This is a genomic window from Paenibacillus sp. FSL R10-2199, assembly GCF_038000235.1.
GTDB lineage: Bacteria > Bacillota > Bacilli > Paenibacillales > Paenibacillaceae > Paenibacillus_AQ > Paenibacillus_AQ phytohabitans.
On sequence record NZ_JBBOBO010000001.1, the window covers coordinates 2,805,509 to 2,829,770 of the forward strand.

General features: G+C 51.5%; 16 protein-coding genes. 14 read left to right on the top strand and 2 right to left on the bottom strand.

The genetic code is table 11. From position 1 onward, the window contains the following. Window positions 1-186: 186 nt before the first annotated feature. The gene (locus NYE33_RS12220) at window positions 187-4,671 is read right to left on the bottom strand and encodes a S8 family serine peptidase (protein ID WP_341065932.1); all 4,485 of its coding nucleotides are present in this window, start codon (window positions 4,669-4,671) and stop codon (window positions 187-189) included. A 300-nt stretch (window positions 4,672-4,971) separates the two neighbouring features. On the opposite strand from NYE33_RS12220, the gene NYE33_RS12225 reads away from it, so the two are divergent. From NYE33_RS12225 to mtaB, 12 genes are all read left to right on the top strand, one after another. Further along, window positions 4,972-5,328, top strand: a complete 357-nt coding sequence (locus tag NYE33_RS12225; protein ID WP_042139459.1) for a hypothetical protein — start codon at window positions 4,972-4,974, stop codon at window positions 5,326-5,328. Window positions 5,329-5,363: 35 nt separating this feature from the next. Further along, a complete protein-coding gene (locus NYE33_RS12230; RefSeq protein ID WP_039300782.1) occupies window positions 5,364-5,543 on the top strand; it encodes a YfhD family protein in 180 nt (59 codons plus the stop codon). Window positions 5,544-5,663: 120 nt separating this feature from the next. Next, the gene (locus NYE33_RS12235; protein ID WP_052422052.1) at window positions 5,664-6,038 is read left to right on the top strand and encodes a hypothetical protein; all 375 of its coding nucleotides are present in this window, start codon (window positions 5,664-5,666) and stop codon (window positions 6,036-6,038) included. Window positions 6,039-6,335: 297 nt separating this feature from the next. Beyond that, window positions 6,336-7,247, top strand: coding sequence for a methyl-accepting chemotaxis protein (locus NYE33_RS12240; RefSeq protein WP_042139457.1), 912 nt, complete (start codon window positions 6,336-6,338; stop codon window positions 7,245-7,247). Between the two features lie 235 nt (window positions 7,248-7,482). Next, window positions 7,483-7,980, top strand: a complete 498-nt coding sequence (locus NYE33_RS12245) for an RNA polymerase sigma factor (protein WP_231575442.1) — start codon at window positions 7,483-7,485, stop codon at window positions 7,978-7,980. Beyond that, complete coding sequence (locus NYE33_RS12250) at window positions 7,940-9,598, top strand: DUF4179 domain-containing protein (protein WP_042139455.1); 1,659 nt, start codon at window positions 7,940-7,942, stop codon at window positions 9,596-9,598. The genes NYE33_RS12245 and NYE33_RS12250 overlap by 41 nt, the downstream gene beginning before the upstream one ends. A gap of 178 nt (window positions 9,599-9,776) precedes the next feature. Continuing rightward, the gene (locus NYE33_RS12255) at window positions 9,777-14,309 is read left to right on the top strand and encodes an S-layer homology domain-containing protein (protein WP_341065934.1); all 4,533 of its coding nucleotides are present in this window, start codon (window positions 9,777-9,779) and stop codon (window positions 14,307-14,309) included. A 407-nt stretch (window positions 14,310-14,716) separates the two neighbouring features. Next, complete coding sequence (locus NYE33_RS12260; protein ID WP_445669808.1) at window positions 14,717-15,280, top strand: DNA-3-methyladenine glycosylase I; 564 nt, start codon at window positions 14,717-14,719, stop codon at window positions 15,278-15,280. A 214-nt stretch (window positions 15,281-15,494) separates the two neighbouring features. After that, window positions 15,495-16,565 (top strand): 50S ribosomal protein L11 methyltransferase, encoded by a 1,071-nt coding sequence (prmA, locus tag NYE33_RS12265; protein ID WP_042139451.1) that lies wholly within the window; start codon window positions 15,495-15,497, stop codon window positions 16,563-16,565. 2 nt (window positions 16,566-16,567) lie between these two features. Further along, window positions 16,568-17,251 carry a site-2 protease family protein gene (locus tag NYE33_RS12270; RefSeq protein ID WP_042139450.1) on the top strand — a complete coding sequence of 228 codons (684 nt, stop codon included), beginning with the start codon at window positions 16,568-16,570 and terminating at the stop codon, window positions 17,249-17,251. Window positions 17,252-17,408: 157 nt separating this feature from the next. After that, on the top strand, window positions 17,409-18,173 hold the full coding sequence (locus tag NYE33_RS12275) for an RsmE family RNA methyltransferase (RefSeq protein ID WP_341065936.1): 765 nt from the start codon (window positions 17,409-17,411) through the stop codon (window positions 18,171-18,173). A 3-nt stretch (window positions 18,174-18,176) separates the two neighbouring features. Next, window positions 18,177-19,520, top strand: a complete 1,344-nt coding sequence (gene mtaB / locus NYE33_RS12280) for a tRNA (N(6)-L-threonylcarbamoyladenosine(37)-C(2))-methylthiotransferase MtaB (protein ID WP_042139448.1) — start codon at window positions 18,177-18,179, stop codon at window positions 19,518-19,520. Window positions 19,521-19,654: 134 nt separating this feature from the next. On the opposite strand, the gene NYE33_RS12285 is transcribed toward mtaB, so the two are convergent. Next, window positions 19,655-20,821, bottom strand: coding sequence for an acyltransferase family protein (locus tag NYE33_RS12285; protein ID WP_341065938.1), 1,167 nt, complete (start codon window positions 20,819-20,821; stop codon window positions 19,655-19,657). A 401-nt stretch (window positions 20,822-21,222) separates the two neighbouring features. On the opposite strand from NYE33_RS12285, the gene NYE33_RS12290 reads away from it, so the two are divergent. Both NYE33_RS12290 and NYE33_RS12295 read left to right on the top strand, forming a co-directional pair. Further along, the gene (locus NYE33_RS12290; protein WP_340943193.1) at window positions 21,223-23,457 is read left to right on the top strand and encodes an Ig-like domain-containing protein; all 2,235 of its coding nucleotides are present in this window, start codon (window positions 21,223-21,225) and stop codon (window positions 23,455-23,457) included. Window positions 23,458-23,634: 177 nt separating this feature from the next. Further along, on the top strand, window positions 23,635-24,204 hold the full coding sequence (locus NYE33_RS12295) for an ECF-type riboflavin transporter substrate-binding protein (RefSeq protein ID WP_340943195.1): 570 nt from the start codon (window positions 23,635-23,637) through the stop codon (window positions 24,202-24,204). The last annotated feature ends 58 nt before the right edge of the window (window positions 24,205-24,262 follow it).

Here is a 24,262-nt window from a genome sequence, read left to right on the forward strand (position 1 = left end):
TATAATTAAAAATTACTGCCTGTTGGCTGAATTTATTGTCTAAGTCACCTGGCAAAGAGGCAGGCAAACTCGGGTTTGTTTTCCTTAACGATTTGAAATCAGCACAAAGACGGCGGCAGCATCCACAAATCAGGATGCTGCCGCCGCTTTAGTAGGGCATATTAGTTACGACACAGATTACTTGTCTTACTGTTTACGCAGATCCTCGAGCACACGCTCCAGGATGACAGCAGCCTGGGCACGGGTCAGGGTACCCTTCGGGTTAAAGGTGTTGTTGCCTACACCTTGGAGGTAACCTTTGCTTACTGCATAAGCGATTGCGTTCTTGGCGTTAGCCGAGATAGAACCTGTATCCTTAAAGGTCAGCGCAGAGGAAGTGACATCGGCACCAAGTGCCTCAGCCAATATTACCGCTGCTTCTTCGCGGGTCAGGACATCACGGGAGCCGCTTTCCTTGATGTGCGTTGTCCAGGTGTCACCTTTGCCAAGCAAACGGTCGAACAGGGTCAACAGTTCGGCCTGATTCAGGCTGTCAGCAGGCTTGAAGCTGGCGGTAGTTCCTTTACCGGCTACGATACCGTGAGCGGCAAGAACTTCGACGGCATCCTTGGCCCAGTGTGTGCCGATATCGGAGAAGCTGGTATTACGGGCGGCAGCAGTGTAGGTGCCGTCACCGGTAATGCTGAACTGCAGCAGGCCGTCTGCAGGAATGGTGCCTGGCTGCAGATAACTCCATGAGTTTTCAGCAGATTCTTTATAAGCCCCTGTCTTGCGGACATCCTTCAAGCCGTCAGGGTTCAGGGCAAGCTGTACAAATACAGGCTTGCTTGTGGTCCAGCCGTTCTTGAGGGTCAGTGAGGAGGAGCCGATATCAATACTTCCGGTACTGCCGCTTAGCGGAGCGGTATCCGCTTCCTCATGCAAACCGAGTGTGACGGTTAGGCCACTGGCGGTAATGAAGTCCGGAAGTGTGCCAGCCGGAATAGTTAGGGAGAATCCCTTGCCGTTCAGGCTGAGTGCACTTGCGGAACTCTTCATCTTGTCCGCCTGGGCAGATGTGAGCACAATGCTTACTTGTCCGTATTTGGAGAAGTCTACATCAGTGATGCTCAGTACGACATTGTTATTCACCGCACTCTTCAATGCCGCATCCAGAATGGAGTCGGAAACAGCCAGGCTCGCTGTAGGCTTACCACCTGCAGGATCAGCTGTTACAGTAAGCTGTCCGGAAGCTACAGTGCCAATGCCTGTAGTTGGTGTAGCAGTAGAAGAAGGCGCAGAACCTGGTGAGCTTGGAGTGCCTGGAGAGCCTGTGCCAGGATCAACCGGGGTTACTGGATCGGCTACTGTTACAGTAACACTGGATATGCTTGAAGGAATGGTAGTGGTTACGTCATCATTCCATATCTGCACACCGTGTAATTCGAAGGAATAAGTTCCTGCCTTCTTCGGGGTGAAGGTGAACTGTGCAAGGGAACCCTTACCTGTATAAGCAGCACCTTCAGATAACTGTACGGCGTATTGCGTAAGCTTGGATGCTTCGCCGAACACACCTGTATCAGTCAGCTCAGCAAGCGAAACGCCAGGGAACTTCTGTTCCTGATACGTAGCCAGCTGCACGCTTGTTTGGATCACAGGGGTGTCCAGAGTATTGCTATAAATGAGGCCAAGAGCAGCCCCGTTCACACCATACACAGCATCTGTAGCCGAGAAATACACATCAATCGTCACGGATTGCCCAACCTCAATGGACTTTGCAGAGGCTTGAGGTGCCACTTTGATGCCGCCATCTGCTGTATTATAGATCAGATGCTGGCTGTAATCATCTTCATCCTGGCCATTACCGGCAGAATCGGTTACGAAGACAAGATAATCGTTAACACCTTCATTGACAGGGACATCAATTTCAAAATACCCATCTGCTGCAATAGTTCCAGCGAAAGCCTTCTCGGTACCGTCGAAGTCTTTACCAACAGCATATACGGAGAACAATGAGCTTACTGGTCTGCTCTGTGAGATCAAGTCTGCCAGAAGATCCTCGTCTATAAATCCGCTGATAAATGCATATCGGTCATCTGTTGGTGATTCTCTTTCATATTCCTCCAGTGCATAGCCCGAAGAGACAGGCTTCGCTGTATCTACCGTGAAGACGACTGCCTGTTCTCTAGCCCAGATGTCACCAGGAAGAATCGGTGTAATCAGATAATGGCCGTCCGGGAGGACGCTAACGGCCGAGGTTGAGGGATCTGTAACGGTTCCGCCCCAATCCAGGAATTCATGAGCGCCGCGATAAACTGTTTCCTGGGACGAGTATACATCACCGATTACCGTAGACGGATCATCCACGCTCGTAGCTACAAAGCGTATGTTTGGGAGATCCTGGTTAACGGAGAAATAGAAGCCCGTCTTGTCGAAACGTCCGTCTCCGTTAGGGGAGATTTCCGTATCATCCAGACCTAGCTGGTTGACCGGTTCGAGATTGAATTTGTCGCCTACCAGAACATTGAGCGGCAGCCGGAGAAGTTCATCGCCGGACTTCAAATTCAAAATGGCTTCATATGCACCGTCAACTGCATTGTCATCAACTGAAAGTTTAATAGGGATATAATTACCCACTCCACTGCCTGAAGTGATTTTATTGGATTCGGGTGATATTGTAATATCAGCAGGTTCATTATTCAACCAGTCCAGCGATACATCGTACTCTTTTGCAGGCTGATTGTTGAATTGCTCAACATAGACTGCTTTGGTTACAGTGGCACCTTTGGGCTGAAGGCCGAAGGAGAAGGAGCCTGTGTAGTACGGAATATCCACCGAACCCGGTAGTCCGCTGTTGAAGATTTCTCCAACTTTGGCGATAGAATCCGAGTTGATGGACTTGACCAGATTGATCAATCCTGCGCCTTGCTGATACAGGGAGTAAAGATCACCATTACGGTCCTTGATTGGGTCTGCGTTGTTCATGAGCAAGGTCTTGATCTGCTCAGGGCTAAGATTAGGATACTTGCCCACTAATAGTGCTACAGCTCCAACCACATGAGGTGTGGCCATACTGGTGCCCTGCTTTAATCCAAAAGCGGTGTTATAGCTGTCGTCTTCACTTTCCCATAACGGCACCGTGGAATTGATACTGACACCCGGAGCAACAACATCCGGCTTCAGCAGATAATCGGGATAACCCGGACCGGTGGAGCTGAAATCGGCCAACTGGTTCTTTTCAGTTACTGGGACATAACTGATAGATGTTCTGCCCGCTGCAAGCTCTGCCTTAACTGCTGTACCATTCGCTTGTGTAATGCCGAAGGTTGGAGGATAATCACCGGGTGCTCCTAGTGTAGCTCCCAATTCACCGGATGTATTATTGGCGATCAGCAATACTTTTGCTCCGGCCGCTTTGGCATTCACCGCTTTGGCCACAAAGTTGATCTGGCCACGGTCCACGAGAACAACCTTGTCCTTGGCATCAACATTTGCAAAATCCGCAGGGGTACCTATACCCGCATAAATGACCGGATAACCGGAGATATCCTCTGTCAGCTCTGGCGAGTAAGTTGCAATCAAGCCTGGAATCTTTTTGAGGTTTCCGATATCAAAAAATGGCGTCGTTACCGGCACCGTAGAGGCTCCAACGGTTAGAGCGAGTTGCGCCCCTGCGGGTGAACCAAGCGTCGCTTCGTCAGGCCCGGCATTTCCGGCGGCCACGACCACATCGACTCCGGACTTCACAGTATTGTCAATGGCAATCGAGTCTGCAGAGTAGCTCTGGTTCATGTCTGAGCCCAGCGAGAGGTTAATAACATCGACTTGATCTTCGACGGCTTTTTCAATACCGGCAATTACGTCTTCAGTTGTGCCGGAACCATAAGGACCTAGTACGCGGTAGACGTACAAATCAGCTTCTGGTGCAATATCCAGAACCGTACCGGAGACATGTGTTCCGTGAGAGGTGGCGTAAGGACGGTTTGGTTTATCGGGGAAGTTGGAATCAGGTGCGGTTTCATAAGGATCTTCATCCTTGTCAACAGCATCATAGCCGCCTTTGAAGTTATCTTTCAGGAGCGGATGGTTGTAATCGATACCGGTATCGACAACCGCAACCTTAACTCCTTTGCCAGTGTAGCCTTCATCATGAAGCTTGTCAGCCCCAATCAATTCACCGCTGTCAGAGTAGCTGCGGGTAACAGGTGCTGCAGCTTCGGTACTGTCAGCCAGAGCATGAACTTCATTATTAGGGTAAATGGCTGTAACTCCAGGAAGCTTAAGCAGCTTGTCCACCTGATTACCGGGCAAGGTTACCGAATATCCGTTAAAGATGTTACTGTATTCGGTTCCAGGAGTAGCTCCGATTCTCTTGGCAGCAGCGGTAAATGAATTATGTTCGGAGTGGATTCTGCTTCGTTGCGATATGGAAGAGCGTTGACCGGAGATTTTGACTTCGCGTTCATATACGTTGACCGGTGTGTTGGTCAGTTCAACAATCACTGTAACGGGTGACGAGTCCGTGCTGACACCTGCATAATTCTGCGGGACAACCTGCTGAGTCAGTGCTTCAGTTACTTGTGATGTTAGCTCTGAGGACGATTGGAGGGGTGAATTCGCAAAAGCGGCGGAGGGAAATAATACCGATACAGCCAAGCCAAAGCTTGCTGTGCCTATACCCAATCTTTGCATAGAATGTTTTAAAGTACGTTTCAAAATAGCCTCATCCTCCCAGCAATTTTATGAAATACGGTCTGCAGCTCCAAACCTCCTTCTAAATATTGGAATCAGATAAATTAAATTTATTTTACAGTCAATTTACAGATTGGAATATACTACTTTAGTACCATATTACGGTAAAGTACTGAATAAATTGTCGAAATCCGATTAATATACTGGGCTATTGAAAAAAAAGCATAAAAATGGCGTTGCCAAGACAACATAAACATGTACAACTAAGAGCTTGAATCTCAAGAGAGCGGGGATACGGTCTTGGAAAGATATATACTGGCGTACTTTAGGGCTCCGGAGGAAGCGGAAGGGGTCTCCCGCAAGCTTCAGGCGCTGCGGGTAGAAGAGGTTTCCATTGACAGATTCAGCAGATTTGGCGGAAGCGGGCTGCAGTCCGGAGTGAATCCGGTCACCGGCAATTTGGCAAGTATGGATTCCATGACCGCTGTCAGTGAGCATACGGGCATCCTCTCTGCATCGCATACGAGCGGCAGCGGGATGAGTCACGGCGGGGATGGCGGACCGACAGGCAGAAATATTCTGCTGACTGTAATTGTAGAATCGGCTATTTACGATCAGGCGCTGTCACTCATTGAGGAAGCCGGCGGGATGATTTGATTGTCAGATAACACTACTTGGGAGGCTGATTAAAGGTGGACAGAGAAAACTCGAAAATTTTCTCCAAGACGGAAAAGTTGAAGATGCTCTATGAGGCAAAGGCAGAGGATGTTGAATTCTCAGCGGCTGAAGCGGACCACGATGATATAGAGGCAATGGATCGCTCCCGGGAGGCTGATAAAAGACAGCTGGAGGAGATTCTGAAGAAGGAATAGCGGAAACCTTCCTTATAATGTGAGTTTGATACTGTTGCCAAAGATGCCCCACAGAAGTGGGGTGTTTTTGTGCGCAGCCGTGTATAATGAAGAGACATGCCAAACCGGGAGGGTACTGAAGTGGATACTGTTATTTTATGGATTGGACTGGCGTTGCTGGTTGCGCTGCTAACCTTCCTGAACCAGAAGCAAGTCTATTCTTCCAAAGTAAAAAAGGCTTACCGGGAGCTTCGGGAGCTTACCGCGAAGGTCCGCACCGGACAATCGGAGGCTGCTGATCTGGAAGGCTGGGAGACTTCACTTGCCGAAATGGAGAAGCACCCTAATGAGTTCAATAAGCTGGAGAATGAGATTGGTCTGCGCCGGGCTTTCGTCCAGTATCTGGAGCGCCATTATCCCCAGGATGCCAGGCTCCCGGATCTGCAGGAAGCGGCTGCGTACCAGAAGGATAGTGTATGGGGAATTAAGATCGGGGATTACGGACCCAGAAAATAGTGCGGAATCTGTACATATATGAAGAAGGCCACATCGGTTGATTTCTCACCAGACGCATAACCCCATTCCAAGAAAGATAGTCCCATTCTCCGCCAGCCGGGGGTGGGGCTTTCTGTATAGCTGGACCGTGACTGGCATCGGGAAGCCTTCCTTGTGCAGCTGCTTCATTCAAGCTGATTTTTTTAATTCATTAATATAATCCAAACTGCCCGGATATCCGTTAATATGAGTAAAGCGAAGAATACCAAAACCAACAAAAAGCCGGATAAAAATTGAGATTTATAGGGAGTAGTCATAATGGAGAATCTATCAGCCCAAGTAGTTACAGACGAACTGGTTGTCAAAGCTTTGGAAAAGAATCTCGCATTGATCCGATTTGATCTGGACCGCCGGGTAGCGTATGTAAATGAGGTGTTTGCCGGTTCGATGAAATACAGGGTTGAGGACATGTATGGAATGCAGCACAAGGAGCTGTGTTTCCCATCTTTCGTGAACAGTCCCGGCTATGAGCTATTCTGGGAGAACCTGTTTGCGGGCCGGAGCTTTCAGGATAAAATCGAACGGATGGACGCGGACGGGGAATCAGTCTGGCTTGAAGCCACGTATATGCCGGTGTTTGATGAGACGGATACGCATGTCATTGGCGTGTCGAAGGTGGCGACCAATATCACGGGCAGACAGAATAATATGAACCGTGTAGTGGAACAGATGCAGGAAATGGCTGACAGCCTGAATCAGCGTGCGGAAAAAGGAATTGAGCGCAGTCAGGATCTGCTGGTGAGTATTGATAAAATTGCCGAAGTCTCGAGCGAAAATACCGATACACTGCTGAATTTGCAGACGCAGGCAGCGGCCATTCACGGCGTTGTGCAGACAATCCGAAATATTGCGTCACAGACCCACCTGCTTGCGCTTAATGCGGCTATTGAGGCTGCTCATGCCGGTGAGTTCGGCCGGGGATTCGACGTAGTGGCCAAAGAAGTACGCAAGCTGTCCGCAATGGTTCAGGATCAGATCACGGAGGTTCGCGACAGCGTCCAGGCCATCACAGAGGAAGTGGGAAGAATATCTAACGGACTTAACCTGGTTCAGGAGAATGTGGGTGTGAGCCAGCAGCAGATTCAGGTAGCCCTGAATGAATTCACTTTGATTGCATCTTCCGCACAGGAACTGGACAATCAGGCGCGTGAAGTAATGAACATCGTCTGACGGTTGCTTTCTCCGAATACTGTTCCAGTTCCGCATAGAAGTTCCTTTTACAGCATGTATCCCGGGCATTTACGTGGAGACATGCTTTTTTTGCTTATTGTGAGTAGAAAATGAACCTTTTGAAGCCCCCGGTTGTTATATAGGGTAGTCCAAACAAGAAAGGAGGCATGCTCAAGTGGGCAATAGGGAATTGTTCCAAACCTACAGTAAAGAGGTATACCGGACCTGCTACTATATGGTGCACGATGCTGCCGATGCTGAGGATCTATGCCAGGAGGTATTCATTACCCTTTTCCGCAGCCAGTGGCAGAACATAGATCATTTGAAGGCCTGGATTATGAAGGTCACGGTTAATACCTGCCTGAATCACTTGAAACGCAGGAATAGCCTGCAGCAGAAGCTGATGGCTAATCTGCATTTGTTCAAGGGGAGTCCGGAGCCCCCGGTAGAGAAGCTGGCGGAGCAAAAGGAAACGAAGCTGGAATGGGCCGGATATATGTCCCGTCTTCCGGTAAAGATCAGGGCTGTACTGACACTGCGGTATATGCATGATTTCAGTATGGATGAAATTTCCGGTATGCTGGCTATTCCGCTGGGAACGGTCAAATCCAGGCAGCACAAGGGGCTGCGCCTGATGAAGAAAATTCTGGAGGATACGGGAGTTCAGATTATAGCTAAGGAGGAAGAGCAGTATGGACAGAACCGAAGCACTGCTAAAGCGTCGCTTAAATGACGATAACGAGATTCTGTATCCTGATTTTGAGGAGATGTGGGGACGGATGGAGCAGGCCGGACATGCTGGTACAGTAAGCAGAACCGATGCAGGGGCTCCCGCTCCGCGCCGTCACCGCAGCTGGCGCAAGTTCACCATCGCTGCTTCGCTCAGCGCCCTGCTGGTGGCTGTACCGGTATATGCTGCTGTGCAATATGACTGGGGCATCCTGCTCAGAGATAGAGGCGGTGTACAGGCCGCGCTGGCGCAGAATCTGGGTCAGCCGCTTGGACAGACGATCACTAAGGATGGAGTAACCCTGACGCTGCATACGGCGCTCACCGATGAGAACCGGACGGTGATTCTGTACAGTCTGGATGTCGGTGCAGACAGGGAAAGCGGAATATGGAATATCCAAGGCATGTCCCTTAAGGATGCAAAGGGGAACGGCGATGAAATGGAATACAATTATCAGCAATGGGACGAGAAGAATCAACGGTATAACGGGTATTTCGAGTCGAATTGGACGCCGGATCAGGAGACGGTCAAGGTGAGCCTGACGGCAGAGAGAATCGAGTCGTATTCACAGCAGGAGGTCGATCTGAACCTGGATACCGATTCACCGCAGCAGCAGAGCTTCCCTGTGAACCGGGATGGACTGGAATCCTTCAGTGTTCAGCCCTTTAAGGAGGGGAATGAGCGTCTGATGCTGTCCACGGCGGCAGTCTTTAATAATTCGGAAGCGAAGGACTTAGCTTTCCCGCAAATCATAGCCTATAGAGACGGAGAGCTTGTCAGGAATTCTCAATCAGGTGCTTTTGGCAAGCCGGGAGACAACGGGGAATACACCTCGCTTCAGTATTATAAGCCGGATGACGTCCCCAAGGCTGATACAGTGTATAAGCTCAGTTATACCAAGCTGGAACGCAATATAGACGGCCCTTGGACGTTTGATCTGGAACTGAGCAAGAAGAAGATGGCAGACGCCACAATCAAGACGGCGCTGGATCTGCCGCTGGAAGCGGGAGACACGGATAACAGGATTGAGCAAATGGTAGTCACGCCTACGCAAATTCGTGTGTCCGTCCGGAGCAAAGCTAAATTCGCTGAATTGCCGTATGTTAATTATACACTCGAGGTGGACGGCCGGAAGCTGGAAGGCGGAGCATGGCATTCGACAACCGGGGACAGGGAGCTGACAACCCTGCGTTTCGAACGGCCGGCAGATCTTGAGATTATAAAGACGACGCCAATGACACTTGTAGGGAAATATAAAGTTACCCGGCATGGGGACGATAAGGTGCCACTCCAATTGACCAATATCTCCAGCGAGAAGCAGACGCTGATCCGGGAAACCGGTGGTTATCCGGTACAGTGGACCTACTATATGCAGGGCGCAGATCTCTATGTGGAGACGAAGAGCGATGATCCCCATTTTGGCGGCGTGAATCAGACTCATATCGGCACAGGGAAAGACCGGATCTTAGGTAAAATAGTGACAGTGAACTTCCGCGGAGAAGGAAAAAACCACAGCATTGATGTGTATAAGGACTTCAAAGGAACAGAAGCTTCTATATACATGTTCTTCTATTCCACCAACGAGCCGGACAAAGAGACGCGGGTGCAATTGCAGCCTTAAAAGGCAGTCCAAACCTGAAAAGGGGCGGACGCCTTTTTTTCTTAGGAGACACCGGGAAAATTGGGCTGAAGTATTTATTGTGCTTACATTGCGATGATCTCACGAATACGTTGCCGCGTTATGCTGGAATAACTTGTCCCAGGTGAACAAGAACAGACAACGAGGAGCGTGGCAGGCAGTGAGTAAGCAGCATCCGCTTGTAAAGAGAGTATTAACCGGGATATTGGCAATGTCGGTGTTGATCCCGTTCATTCCACCCTCCTTCTCATCATCGACCGTGTATGGGGATCCGGCTGAGCCTAACGGTGTCGTTATGCTGGAGGATTTTGAACAGGTGAGCCTGGCAGACTTGACGTTTGACAGTGCGCGCATCTACAGCGGCAATATGGCGCTTGAAAGTGATCCGAAATACGTCCGTGACGGGGCAAAATCCTTGCGGATTGATTATGATTTTATCGGCATAACCGATAATCCCTCCCAGGTTGCAGTCGGGCCTGCAACCCAGTTAGCCTTGACAGGCAGAACGCCCCACAAAATCGGCATGTGGATTTACGCCAATAACGAAGGGCATGGCCTAACCTCCAAGTTCTATGTTTCAGCCACCGGAAAGTCCAAAACGTATGAGATGAGGAGCGAAGAGACAGGGATAGACTGGAGCGGCTGGAAATATGTCGAGGCCGAGATAGGGAGTGATCTGACGCTGCCCGGTACCGTGGCGTTCTACTTCCAGATGAAAGAACGGCAAATGAGCAAAAAGAACAAAGGCTCCATTTGGATCGATGACGTCAGACTTATTTATGATGAGCCGGCGGATGAGGATATGGATGTTCCCGTGCTGGCTCCGGTTTCACCTGCACCGGATCAAATCTTGACTGCTCCCGTATCCGACATCATCCTGTCGGCGGATGATGCGGAGTCGGGCATTGACCCAGACTCGATCCAATTAACTGTGGATGGCCAGTCCGTTGCACCGGCCGCTTACGCTTACGATCTGGATACTAATGCAATCACATATCACCCGGAGGTGCCGCTGGATGGCGGTTATCATCAAGTGGTTGCTGAAGTGAAGGATCTGGCGGGTAATCCGGCTTCAGCGGAGTATGCTTTTACAATTGAGCATGGGGCGATGCTCACCTTGGAAGGGCCGGAGGAAGCGGTCAGCAACGAGCCTTACCGGTTGAAGCTGGCGGCGAAGAATACCGGCGGAGCAACAAACGTGTTGACTAAGATTAAGTTCGACCCGCAGACGCTGCAGGCGGAGGCTGTGCACGCTCGTGACGGACTAAGCAACGTCCAGAGCACCATCGACAATACAGGCGGTTATGTTGAATTTAGCGCAGAAGGACTGCAGGGAGATTCTGCGGATGCCTTGGCCAGCATCGATTTCGCCGTGAGCCGGTCCGCAAAAATGGAACGTGGCGAGACCTACAAGCAGTTCACCATGGCGGAAGGCAGTTTTGGTTATGGCAGCGGGACCGCTGTAAGCTCGTTTGCTTCTCCCGTTAATTATAAGATTGGTTTCCCGTATGCCTTAACCGTCAAGGGATCGGGCCTGCAAACGAAGAATATCATCACCGTTACTACCCATGCGGGAGCTCCGGTTGAAGGGGCGGAGATTGATTTTACCGATGTAAGCGGCCCTCAGACCTATGTGACGGTAACAGCCGCCAATTCGAGTATATATACAAGCGCTGATCATTCGTCCGCCGTGCTGCTTACAGCAGAGAACAACGGGCAATTCTTCGCTACAGCAGGAAGCACCTCCGGATTCGTCAAGGTATATCTTCCGGATGGAACAGGGACAGGCTATATTGCCTCTGCCGATGTACAGCAGAAGAGCCTTACCGAAGGATTGGGACTGACGGATGCCAAGGGTGAAATTCATACTTCGCTGGCCAATCTTGCAGTCGGCACCTGGAAAGTGCAGGCGGTCAAGGATGGCGGCACCAGTGAGAGCTTCAGCATGAACGTTGTGACCCAGTTCGGCGGAGACGATCCGAGATATGTCCAGACCTTTGTTACCGAAGATATGGGTACGATGCTGAGCGTGGGCTGGCAGACGGCCCCCGGAGTTCAAGCAACTTCGATTCAATATGTGAAGAACAGCGATTGGGTGGACAATGGGCCGGACAGTGCTCAGCCAAAGGCGGTAGAGCAGACTGCACTTACCGAAGTGGAGGTCATCCATGAAGTGGAGGGCGGGCCGCTGGGCGAAATAAAGTTCCACAAATCATTGGTTGCCGGCCTGGAGCCGGGTACGGCTTATCATTACCGGGTGGGCTATGAAGGCCATTGGAGTGCCTGGTACGAATACAAGACGCTGGATGCAGCACCGGAAACTCCCGTTTCTTTTGTATTCGTAACCGATTCACATACCAAAGGAGATAATGGGCTTGAAATCTATCAGCAGCTGATCAGCGATGCTCTAACCCGTTATCCGGATACCCAATTTGTGATGCACGGCGGCGATATGGTTGACGACGGAGGAATCCTGAATGAATGGAACCAGTTCTGGGAAGCTTCTTCGGTCTATGCCGCCTCCCTTCCTTCAGGCTACACGATGGGGAATCATGATGTTAAAGGTGCAGGCAAGGAGATTTTTGCCAAGGGACTTGATCTGCCGGAGAACGGCCCGGACGTTCAGAAGGAGTACGCCTATTCCTTCAATTCGGGTGAGGTGCATTTCATTGTGCTGAACTCTGAGGCAGACGAAGTAACCATGGCAAAGCAAGCCGAATGGCTGCGTGCGGATCTTCAGGCAAGTGATAAGAAATGGAAGATTGTGATGTTCCATAAGCCTGCTTATCATACCGAAGATGGACGCGGGAATGTAATTGAATACACGCAAACGTATTTTGCACCTGTTCTGGAGGAACTGAAAGTAGATCTGGTGCTGGAAGGCCATGACCATGTGTATGCGCGCACCTATCCGATGAATGGAGGAAAGCCGCTGCTAAACGGCGAGCGCGGGACGGTCTATCTGGACGGGGGCGCCTCCGGCTGGAAATTCTACGATGGTAAGCAGTATGAGTATCTTAATTTCGTGTTTGACGAGAACGTTCCGGTGTATTCTGCCATTCAAGTCAGCCATGACAAAATCACCATCCAGGCCCGTACTACAGAAAGCGATGCATTAATAGATAATTATATTATTGAGAAGAAGGATGAGCTTACGGTGACTTCCGTGGCGGTATCGCCTACGGAGCTGACATTGCAGGCCGGGGAGGAACGCGCGACAGTTCTCACCGCTACGTATAGCGATAAGTCCACAGCAGATGTCACTAATGAAGCGATGTGGACTTCCTCTAATGACAATGTGGCTACGGTAGATGCCACAGGTGTGATTCACGCGGTAGCAGCAGGCGGTACTACAATCGAGGCACAATATGGAAACTTGCCGGCAGTCAGCATTGCTGTAACAGTTCAGGCGGAAAGCACAGTTCCTGTTCTGCTGAAACTGACAGCTGATCCAGGCACTCATAGGCTGCAAGTGGGCCAGACCGCTGCTTCTGTAATAACGGCAGTATATGATCATGCAGAGAATCTGGTGGTTACGGATCAAGTCATTTGGGTATCTTCTGACCCTGCTGTTGCTTCTGTATCGGACAAGGGGCTTATCACGGGCGTTGCGGCAGGCGAAGCAACGGTCACGGCTTCGTTCGGAGGCAAGTCCATTGCGATACCGGTTGTGATTACGGAGGTTTCCGCACCGGCAGTGGTAGACTTGGAGGTGACTCCTGCATCTATCTTCCTGACGGCAGGTCAAACGCAGAGCATAGCGGTAACGGCAAAGTATTCCGACCTTTCTAGCGCCTTCAAGACCCTGGAAGCGAAATATGCCACCGGCAATCCTTCGGTTGCAGCTGTGAGCGAAGCGGGTGTAGTCACAGCAGTGGGTACAGGAACGGCAAAGATCACAGTTTCATACGGAGGAGTGAAGAAGGAGATTCAGGCCTCCGTAACGGCGGCTACAGGCAACAATGATGGTGGCACCGTACCTGCAGCAACTCCAAGGCCAACATCAACGCCAACTCAGGCGGCAACGGTAACGCCGACACCTACAGCAACGCCGACACCGGCTGAAACTACGGAGCCAACATTGCCAACCGTGACGAAGCCTGTGTTCAACGACAGAGTAGATCTTGATAAGGTAAAAGCGATCATGGCAAAAGGGCAATCCGCTCCTGCTGTGACATTCCCGGATACTCCTGCAGCTCTGTGGAGTGCCGCATTCATTGAACGTGCGGCCCGGATGGGGATTATAACCGGCTACGCGGATGGTTCCTTCCGCCCTGACGCCAAAGTAAGCCGCGCTGAGTTTGCAGCGATGCTGTTCAAGGCCTTTGGCCTGAGCCCTTCAGGCGGCACCGGCTTCTCGGATACGCGGGGGCATTGGGCCGCGGAAGCCATTAGTGCACTTCAAGACAACGGAGTGATCACCGGGTACGCCGATGGCTCCTTCCATCCCAAGCAGGAGATCACCCGGGCGGAGATGGTGACGATGCTGTCCCGTCTGACGAATTATGTGAGCAGCGATAGTGTTCCATTCTCTGACGTCACTGCGGGCTGGGCAGCAGGGCCTATCAATGCCTTTGCGGGAGCAGGTATCGTAACGGGAAAAGGCAATGGACAGTTCAAGCCGGAGGAACCGGCTTCCCGCGCCGAATCGGTAGTGATGATCCTCCGCCTTATGGATAAGCTCATGGAATAATAGGCAGCATTTTGTAGCGAGTATAGGAATAAACGAGTCCAATTAGGAAGAGCAGCCCGGCCGGGGCTGCTCTTTTTATGCCGTAAGCTAGCGGGCGCGTCATTTGGCGGACGGATCTCGCAGTAGATAAATATAAAGGGTTGGCCGTGACCCCATTACGGGATATGCGGTATACTTAAGTGCACTTTGTACAACTAAAACGTCTGATTTTCCACCGATTATCCGTTTAGTTGTATTTCATACAATTAAACAGCTCTATGTAGACGGATTATCGCCCATTGGGCAGATTTAGTTGTACAGACTACACTTATAAGTGCCAAGCATCCCTTTTCGCTGTTTTTAATTGTACATAATACAACTATCCTGAATTTCCATTTCAGTGAATAAGGAGAGAACAAGACTTGACGATAACACGCTGCGCCTGGGTGAATGAGGACCCTGTTTATATTGCTTATCATGATGAGGAATGGGGCAAGCCGCTATATGATGATCTGAAGCTGTTCGAGCTGCTGATGCTGGAGGGCATGCAGGCCGGACTGAGCTGGTATACGGTACTGAAGAAGCGGGAGAATTTCCGCGAAGCCTTCGATGGCTTCGATCCGCAGAAGATTGTGCTGTACGGGGAGGACAAGATAGCCGAGCTGATGCAGAATGAGGGGATTATCCGCAACCGGCTGAAGATTAATGCGGTCATCCGCAATGCGGAGGCCTATTTGCAGATTGGCCGGGAGGAAGGCAGCTTCGGAGAATATCTCTGGAGCTTCATAGGCGGAACGCCGGTGGTGAATCAATGGAAGAGCAGAGCGGAGGTTCCCGCTACCACTCCGCAGTCTGACAGCATGAGCAAGGCGCTGAAGCGCAAGGGGATGAAGTTTGTCGGTTCAACCATTTGTTATGCATTCATGCAGTCCTCGGGGATGGTGGACGATCATGTACTGGATTGCTTTTGCCGCACCCGTGTGACGGATTAAGGGATCTGACCCGCAGTTTGGCGCTGCACGGGTAAGAAATGCTATACTATCCTAGATATGCTTCACACAACTAAGCCGCGCTTTCGAATCCAGTTACGCGGAGTGATTTCAGGGAGACTGGGCTCTCATAACTAAGCGTATGCTTTCGAAACAAGTTTTGCGAAGCAGAACCAACGGAGCATATGCTACCAAACTTTCAGGAGGATTTACTAACATGCTATGGCACGAACTGACGGTACATACAACGGAGGAAGCACAGGAGATGATATCCAATCTGCTGTATGAGGCCGGTGCGGGCGGAGTTTCCATTGAGGAATCCGGAACGCTGAATAAAGTACGGGATACCCGTTATGGTGAATTATACGATGAGCCGCTGAATGACATCCCCGAGGGGGAAGCGGTAATTAAGGGCTATTATGCCGAAACGGCGGCAATGGACGAGATTGTGGCGGAGGTAACGCCAAGGGTGGAAGAGCTGAGAGGGTTCGGGATCGATCCCGGCAAAGCACTGATCTCCTGGAAGACGGTGGATGAGGATGAGTGGGCCCATGCCTGGAAGCAGTACTTCAAGCCGCTGCGCGTCTCGGAACGGCTGACCATTAAGCCTACATGGGAAGAATATACCCCGGCCTCCCCGGACGAAAAGATTATCGAGCTCGACCCCGGCATGGCCTTCGGAACGGGGACGCACCCGACGACGGCGCTGTGCCTGCGCGCGCTTGAGAAGCATATCGCCAGCGGCGATGAAGTAATTGATGTCGGCACAGGCTCCGGCATCCTTGCCGTAGGCGCTGTGCTGCTGGGCGCGAAATCCGTTCTCGCCCTGGATCTCGACCCGGTGGCGGTGGAGAGTGCCCGTGAGAATGTGGCGCTGAACCGGCTTGAGGCTGCCATCACGGTTAAGGAGAGCGATCTGCTCTCCCTGCTCGGCGGAGAACGGGCGGCAGATACTACAGCCGGAGATATGTGGCCTTCGGCCAGACCGGGCTATACTGCTGAACAGGCTGGACAGGAAGCAGCTATTCCTGCCGCTGCTCCGGCTGCTGAGGGACTGGGAGTTACCCTGCCGGTGCGGGTTGTTGTAGCGAATATTCTCGCCGAGATTATTGTGCTGTTCACAGATGATGTGTACCGTGCACTCCAGCCGGAAGGAATCTACATCACCTCCGGTATTTACAAGGATAAGGAAGGACTTGTAGCGGAAGCGCTGAAGTCTTCCGGTTTCGAGATTATAGAAGTAACCCGTGAAGAAGATTGGGTGGCGTTCACAGCCGGAAAGAGGTAGAGATGGAATTTCTGCAAAGCTTTATACGAATGCCGCTGGAACAGCTTCCGTTCCTGCTCATTACCCTGCTGATCGCCTTTACAGTACATGAGTTTAGCCATGCTTACTTTGCGAATAAGTTCGGGGACCCGACAGCACGCCTGCTCGGCCGTATGACCCTGAACCCGGCGGTGCATTTCGATTTCTTCGGAATTATTCTGCTTGTGGTCGCCGGATTCGGCTGGGCGCGGCCGGTTCCGGTCAACCGTGACAATTTCAGCCGCCCCCGTCTGATGGGCGTTATCGTATCTGCGGTCGGTCCGATCAGCAATCTGCTGCTGGGGTTCCTCGGAGCAATGATTTATTCGGCTCTGGCTGCGACCGGAGTGCTGGAGTCTATCAGCAATGACCGCGTGCTTCAGGCTATTTACTGGTTCTTCGGCATTTTCATTCAACTTAACTTCTTCCTGTTCCTGTTCAACCTGATTCCCCTGCCTCCGCTGGATGGTTACCGGATCGTGGAGGATCTGGCTCCTCGTCCGATCCGCGGGAGACTGCAGCAGTATGAGCAGTGGGCGGTCTTCATCTTTTTGCTGATTCTGTTTATCCCGGGTCTGCGTGCCTACACGATTACACCGCTGGATAACTGGGCCAATCAAATGAGCGCCGGAGCCGTGCAATTCTTTTACGGATTATTCGGCGGCTAGAATTCAGATTGAGGGATGTTCATGCAGCTCTAAACGTTGTACAATATAATGTGGTATTTTCGAGGTTTAATCATGTGAGTGAAGCGGCGGCCGGGACCTGATTTGACGGGAACGCCGCCGCTTTTACGCTGAATAACGGACAGGATGATGATAAAAGATGCAGCGTTATTTCGTAACACCGGCGCAGTTCGGCCAAGATAAGGTAAGCATTGACGGCGAAGATGCCCGGCATATTGCCAAGGTGATGCGCGGCAAGGCAGGGGATAAGCTGATCGTCAGCGACGGCGTTTCCCGCGAGGCATTGGCTGAGATCGCTGAAATAGAGATTGGCCTCGTAACCGTGAGCATACTGGAGAACCTGGCTATGACCCACGAGCCGCGGATTAAGATTACTGTAGCCCAGAGCCTGCCGAAGGGGGACAAGCTGGAGACGGTGATCCAGAAATGTACCGAGATCGGTGCGGTTGCCTTCACCCCGTTCCTCTCCGAGCGGACGATTGTGCAGTATGATGAACGCAAGGAGAGCAAGCGGGTAGAGCGCTGGCGCAAAATCTGCAAGGAGGCCGCTGAACAAGCTCACCGGAATATCGTTCCGGAAGTGCATTCGCCGCTTAGCTGGAAGCTGCTGCTGAAGAGCTTCAGTGAGTATGACGCGGTCTATTTCTGTTATGAAAAAGAAGAAGGGCTGCAGCTCCGCAGCGCAGCCGCGCCTTGGCTGTCCTCGCTGCCGCAGGATTCTACTGCGAAGGTAATGATTGTTGTCGGACCGGAAGGCGGCTTCAGTCCGGAGGAATGCCGCTCTGCCGAAGAGGCCGGTGGTGTCTCCGTAGGCCTGGGAGCACGCATTCTGCGCTGTGAAACCGCAGGTATGGTCGCCGCCGCCTGCATTCTATATGAATCCGGAGAAATGGGGGGAGCTTAAACAATGCCATCCGTAGCATTTTATACTTTAGGTTGTAAAGTCAATTTCTACGACACAGAAGCCATCTGGCAGCTATTCAAAAATGAAGGTTACGAGCAGGTTGATTTCGAAGGTTCCGCCGATGTCTACCTCATCAACACCTGTACGGTGACCAATACGGGCGACAAAAAAAGCCGGCAGATGATCCGCCGCGCGGTGCGCCGCAATCCTGAAGCGATCGTCGCTGTAACCGGCTGCTATGCGCAGACCTCGCCCGGAGAGATTCTCGACATCCCCGGCGTCGATCTGGTCATCGGCAACCAGGACCGCGAGCAGATCATGACCCATGTGAAGAATATCCAGGAATCACGCCAGCCCGTGAATGCGGTCCGCAACATTATGAAGACCCGGGAGTTCGAGGAGCTGGATGTTCCCGGATTCGCTGACCGGACGCGTGCATTCATGAAGATTCAGGACGGCTGCAATAACTTCTGCACCTTCTGCATCATTCCCTGGTCGCGCGGGCTGTCGCGCAGCCGTGATCCGAAATCGATTGTCGCCCAGGCACGTCAGCTTGTGGAGGCGGGATATAAAGAGTTTGTCCTGACCGGGATTCATACCGGGGGCTACGGCGATGATCTGGAGAATTACCGTCTGGCCGATCTCTTGTGGGAGCTGGATCAGGTGGATGGCCTGGAGCGGGTCCGCATCAGCTCGATTGAAGCCAGCCAGATTGATGACAAGCTGCTTGAGGTGCTGAACCGCAGCTCCAAGATGTGCCGCCATCTGCATATTCCGCTGCAGGCCGGTCATAACGACGTGCTGAAGGCCATGCGCCGTAAATATACGACCGAAGAGTATTATGCCAAAATGCAGCTGATCCGCCAGGCGATGCCGGATGTTGGCATTACAACCGATGTTATCGTCGGCTTCCCGGGCGAGACCGAGGAGATGTTCCGCGCCGGTTATGACTTCATGAAGGCGGTCAACTATTCCGAGATGCATGTGTTCCCGTATTCCAAGCGGACCGGTACGCCTGCAGCACGGATGCTGAACCAAGTGGATGAAGAGATCAAGAATGAGCGTGTCCAGCAGCTGATTGACCTCTCTGAGGAGATGCAGCTGGCTTATGCCCGGAAATTCGTCGGCAGAACACTGTCCGTCATTCCTGAGCGTGCAGCCAAGGGATCACCGGGACGCAGCATTCAGCACGGCTTCAGCGACAACTATCTGCAGATTCTCTTCAGCGGCGATGATTCGCTGCAGGGCGAGCTCTGCGAGGTGAAGGTGACAGAAGCTGGTGTAAATGAATGCCGCGGTGAGCTTGTCAGTGTGAGCAGAGCCACAGCAGAACCGCGCCGCGCGTAAGCGTACGCAAATATGAACAACACTCAGGGGATGCCTCCAAGAGCCGGTAACGGCTCTAAGGGCTCCCCTTTTTTTGCTTCCTGATCGATAGCTGACTAGTCTACTGACCCAAACCGCCTGCCGGTATCAAGAAATCAGATCTGCTGCGTCACAGCCTCAGCTTCAGGTGCCTTGTGCAGCGCGGAACGTCCCGCCCGGGGCCTGGTGACATAGCTGCTGAGATGCCGTCCGAGAGCCATAGCCGGCTTCTCCACCCCATAATAGCTTGCTGTAGCCGCCAGAATGCTAAGAGCCAGTGTAAGCAGGCCGAACAGCCAGTAGGGGATATAAGGCTGGATGGTGTAGGCCAGAGTGAGGAATACGATGAAATGGTAGAGATAGAGACTGTATGAGATTTTACCAAGGAAGCTGATGAAGTTCAGCGAGAGCAGCTTGATCAGCTGCGCTGAAGTAAGTGCCAGGATGATGAAGAATGCCACAGCCAGAGTGATCCCATAGTCGTCGATAACGCGGTTGAACGGCAGATGAATTTTGTCGGAGAGGAGACGGGAGTAGGCATAGAGCAGGATGGCTGCGGCCAGGCCGGCCGCCTTGTACAGCTGTCCGGCACGCCGGCAGAGGCTCATCAGTTCAGCCCTGTGTTTGGCCAGCAAGGCGCCGATGATGAAGAACGGGGTGTAATAGACGGTGTCCATATATGAGGTGTGAAATCCTCTGCTGGACTCCAGGCCGAAGATATCATTGGCTGTGCTGGCCATGTTCAGCAGGAGGCAGATGAGGAGATTGAACACCAGGCCGCGCCTGAGCACAAGGAGCATCAGCAGCGGGAAAATCAGGGAGATCCTCATCTCATGGAGCAAAGACCAGATGACGGTATTGTAGGCGTTGGTATTGAAGTTGGTGAGCAGCGTCAGATGCTCGGCGATCAGCCGCAGGCTGAACCCGCTCTGCCAGAAAAAGTAGAAGAATGAACCCACTTGACTCTCTGACTTGTTATGCAGCAGGCTGGCGGCAATGACAGCAAGGATCAGGGCCGCAAGATAGGGAAGATAGATCCGGCAGATCCGTTTGATGATGTAGGCGGAATACGGGGCAGTTTTGCCACTCAGGAACGGTAGGGCGAGTACGAAGCCGCTAAGGATGAAGAAGAGGATGACGGCCTGATGGCCGCCGATGAAGATCCGGGCCGGAGAATAATAGAATACAGCCGGCAATACCGGAGCTGACTGCCACAGATGATGAAGCACAACAGACAGCGAAGCCAGTCCGCGTATGGAATCCAGTTGAGCAAGCCGCTTCATGATAATCCTCCTCTGCATTGTTATCCGCGAACCCTAATGAATGATCATACGCAATACACTGTTATAGGAAGTAGGCAGAGACTCTCGTTGAAGTAAATGCGGATGGGGAGATACATAGAGTGAGGATGTTATAAAATACCATATCGGAAATGTAAATTTCAGACAATGGTGCAAATTAGGTATTTTATCTACTTCCTTTGGCGGTTGCCTGCCGGACTGAATGTATAGATATAGAGCACAATTTTTATAGTTATAAAGACCTGAATTCAGCAGAAACTGAAAATTAACTGAAAATGGGGTAAAGACTTGGGCTCCATTTGTCGATATAGTGGAAGAGTGTGGTAAAAGGCCACCGATAATAAGACCGTCTAAGGAGAGAACAGATGACCGTGTACAGGAAAATGACAAAAACGCTCCTCATTATGATATTGCTCGTTGCTGCAGCTTTTCCGGTAAACGTCTTTGCCGCTGCTGGAGACATCAACTCTATTGAAATCGACAGCTCTGACAAAATAGAGCTAACCGTTGGCCAGACACCGAAGCAGCTTAAGGTATATGCCAATGTAGAAGGCTCTTCCTCCAAGAGGGATGTGACGGCATCCGCCACATGGACCTCCTCCAAGAATGAAGTTGTCAGCGTAATTAACGGTCAGATCAAGCCGCTTACTTACGGGACGGCAATGATTACAGCTACTTATAGTAATAATGCGGTAGATACTGTTGAGGTATCTGTTACGTATCCGTATAAAGATCTGACACTGAAACGCAGCACGGAGGGCAGCTATAAACTAGGAGACAAAGAAGCCTCACTCCTGGTTACCGCAACGGCCAAGGGCGGCGAATCAGCCACTGAAGAGAAAAATGTGACGAAGGACGCCGACTGGAGCAGCTCGAATTCAGGCGTACTGACAATTACAGAGGGTAAGATTACGCTGGTTGGCGAAGGAACGGCGACAGTTACTGCCAAGTACAAGGGATTAACCGAGACTTTCAAGGCGGTTGTGGAGCTTCCTTATTCGGCAATCATGCTTAAAGACAAAGTGAGCGGTGCGGAAGTCAAAGAGCTTGAAATGCTGGTTGGAGACAACCCGGTGCAGCTGAAAGCAGTAACCAAAGCTACAGCGGTGAGTGATGAGCTCCCTATCGAGAAAGAGGCAGATTGGAGCAGCTCAAGCGAGAGCGTAGCTACAGTAAAAGACGGCATGATTACTATTCATGGCGTGGGTAAGGCTGTCATTACAGCAAGCTACCTGGGTGTGGAACAGTCCGTTGACGTCTATGTGCGGGCGCCTTATGAAGCGCTCCTGCTGACACCATCCGGCGACCAGTCCATTTTCCTGGGAGAAAGTCTAAATGTAACGGCAAAGATGCGTAATGCGGTCAATTCGACCACGAACGAAACGGCGTCAGCTACCTGGACCTCGGACAACCTGATGGCAGCTACGGTAGTTGCCAATGTTACCGATGCCAGCAATGCTTTTGCTACAGTGACAGGCAAAGCGGTAGGAACTTCTGTCATCAAAGCAGATCACCTCGGAATCAGCAAAACCTTCAAGGTAACGGTCTATCCAACCCTGACGGAGCTGACCCTCGAGAAGACAGAACAGGAAATATACACAGCAGACTCCGCCGGCTTGCCGAAGGTAAGCGGAACGAAATATGACGGAACCAAGCTGGATATCAGCGATGAAATCGAGTGGACCTCGGCGAATGAAGAGATTGTCTCGATTAAGGACGGGAAGCTTACCGGCGGCAAGGCAGGTACGGCTACCCTGACAGGCAAGATCAAAGCAGGTGCAGTAACTGTAGGTTCTGCGACCGCGATCCGCTCCAAGACGGTTGAGCTCAAAGTTACAGTTAAGAATAAAGTGCTTGTCCTGATTGGACCGGAAGATGCACTGGGTCTGGTCATCGGTGAAGAAACGCCGCTCCCGGCGGTTCAGGCCGTACTGGAGAACGGTGATGAGCTCGATGTGACAGACACTATTGTCTGGGAACTGGGCGGAAGCAACGCGGTTCTCAAGCAATCGGCAGCTGCCAAGACCATTAAAGGTCTGGTCAAAGGCTCGGCAACACTCAAAGGTACGTATTCCAATAAGACGATCAGTGTTCCGGTAACGATTGAGCAGAAGGTTGTGAAGCTTGTCGTAGAACCGGCTGTGCTTGAGATGAATATCAAAGGCTCCAAAACGATTAAGGTCACCGGATATTTCTCGAACGGCAAAACTGCGAACTTCTCGGGCGGAATGAACTGGGTATCGTCAAATCCGGAAGTTGCTTCTGTGAAGGGAACGTCAGTCAAAGCGATTACGGAAGGTACAGTAACCTTGAGCGGTTCCTATCAGGGAATTCCTGCCACCGTCAAAATCTCAGTGGTGCCGAAGCTAATGAAGATTACGGTCAGTGAGAATAAGCTGATTCTTGCTCCGGGTGCAGGCAAAAGCGTAGTTGTAACCGCGCTGTATGATACAGGCAAGAGCGCTATTGTCACAGGAAGCGTAGTCTGGACCAGCTCCAAACCTTCTGTGGCTAAAGTGAATTCCTCCGGGCAGATTACAGCGGTAAGCAAAGGAACCACTTCGGTTAAAGGCAAGCTGGGCACCAAGACAGTGACGGTATCTGTTTCAGTGAAATAGTACAGTACTGCCTGCTATCCTTAAGCATGATCATCAGACCTGAACATTTGCCTCTGGGCGGTGTTCAGGTCTTTTATTGTGTAACAGTTTCGGATATTAATTTGCTCTCCCCTATAGTAATCCCAAGTAAACCGATGTATAATTCGGAAAAGCATAGTATAAAGTCCATTAAGGGAGATGAAGCAGGTGGCTAAGCACAAGGCATTATCCATTCAAACGATTGTGGCAATCGGCATCGGTTCGCCGTTATTCGTAATACTGGGGAGGTTCGGTTCCATTCCTTCGGGTATTCCGAATACCAACATTGAGACTACATACGCACTTCTGGCACTGTTTGCGCTGCTATACGGACCGGTTGCAGGGCTCTTCATCGGACTGATCGGGCACACACTGAAGGATGCGATATTCTATGGCTCCCCTTGGTTCAGCTGGGTCATCTCCTCGGGACTGGTCGGACTGATTATCGGGCTGCTGGCAGCCAGAATAGCGATCAGGGATGGGGAGTTCGGCCGGAAGGAGATCATTGCCTTCAATCTCGCGCAGATTATTGCCAACGCCATTGCCTGGTTCCTGGTAGCGCCGGTGCTGGACATTCTCATCTACGCGGAACCGGCTAACAAGGTCTTCACCCAGGGGCTGATCGCCGGAGCGTCCAACATCGTAACGGTGGCGGTCATCGGAACACTGCTCGCTATAGCCTACTCCAAGACGAGAACGAAACAGGGTAGCCTGAAAAGACTGCAATAATATATAATTCAAACAGAAAGGCCGGTGCCCGTCACCGGCCTTTCTGTTTGAGCGGGTC

Bases quoted from the DNA above. Each gene is read 5' to 3' on its own strand.
- NYE33_RS12220 (WP_341065932.1), bottom strand. From the start codon at position 4,671: ATGCAAAGATTGGGTATAGGCACAGCAAGCTTTGGCTTGGCTGTATCG.
- NYE33_RS12240 (WP_042139457.1), top strand. From the start codon at position 6,336: ATGGAGAATCTATCAGCCCAAGTAGTTACAGACGAACTGGTTGTCAAA.
- NYE33_RS12245 (WP_231575442.1), top strand. From the start codon at position 7,483: ATGGTGCACGATGCTGCCGATGCTGAGGATCTATGCCAGGAGGTATTC.
- NYE33_RS12250 (WP_042139455.1), top strand. From the start codon at position 7,940: ATGGACAGAACCGAAGCACTGCTAAAGCGTCGCTTAAATGACGATAAC.
- prmA (WP_042139451.1), top strand. From the start codon at position 15,495: ATGCTATGGCACGAACTGACGGTACATACAACGGAGGAAGCACAGGAG.
- NYE33_RS12270 (WP_042139450.1), top strand. From the start codon at position 16,568: ATGGAATTTCTGCAAAGCTTTATACGAATGCCGCTGGAACAGCTTCCG.
- NYE33_RS12275 (WP_341065936.1), top strand. From the start codon at position 17,409: ATGCAGCGTTATTTCGTAACACCGGCGCAGTTCGGCCAAGATAAGGTA.
- mtaB (WP_042139448.1), top strand. From the start codon at position 18,177: ATGCCATCCGTAGCATTTTATACTTTAGGTTGTAAAGTCAATTTCTAC.
- NYE33_RS12285 (WP_341065938.1), bottom strand. From the start codon at position 20,821: ATGAAGCGGCTTGCTCAACTGGATTCCATACGCGGACTGGCTTCGCTG.
- NYE33_RS12290 (WP_340943193.1), top strand. From the start codon at position 21,223: ATGACAAAAACGCTCCTCATTATGATATTGCTCGTTGCTGCAGCTTTT.
- NYE33_RS12295 (WP_340943195.1), top strand. From the start codon at position 23,635: ATGAAGCAGGTGGCTAAGCACAAGGCATTATCCATTCAAACGATTGTG.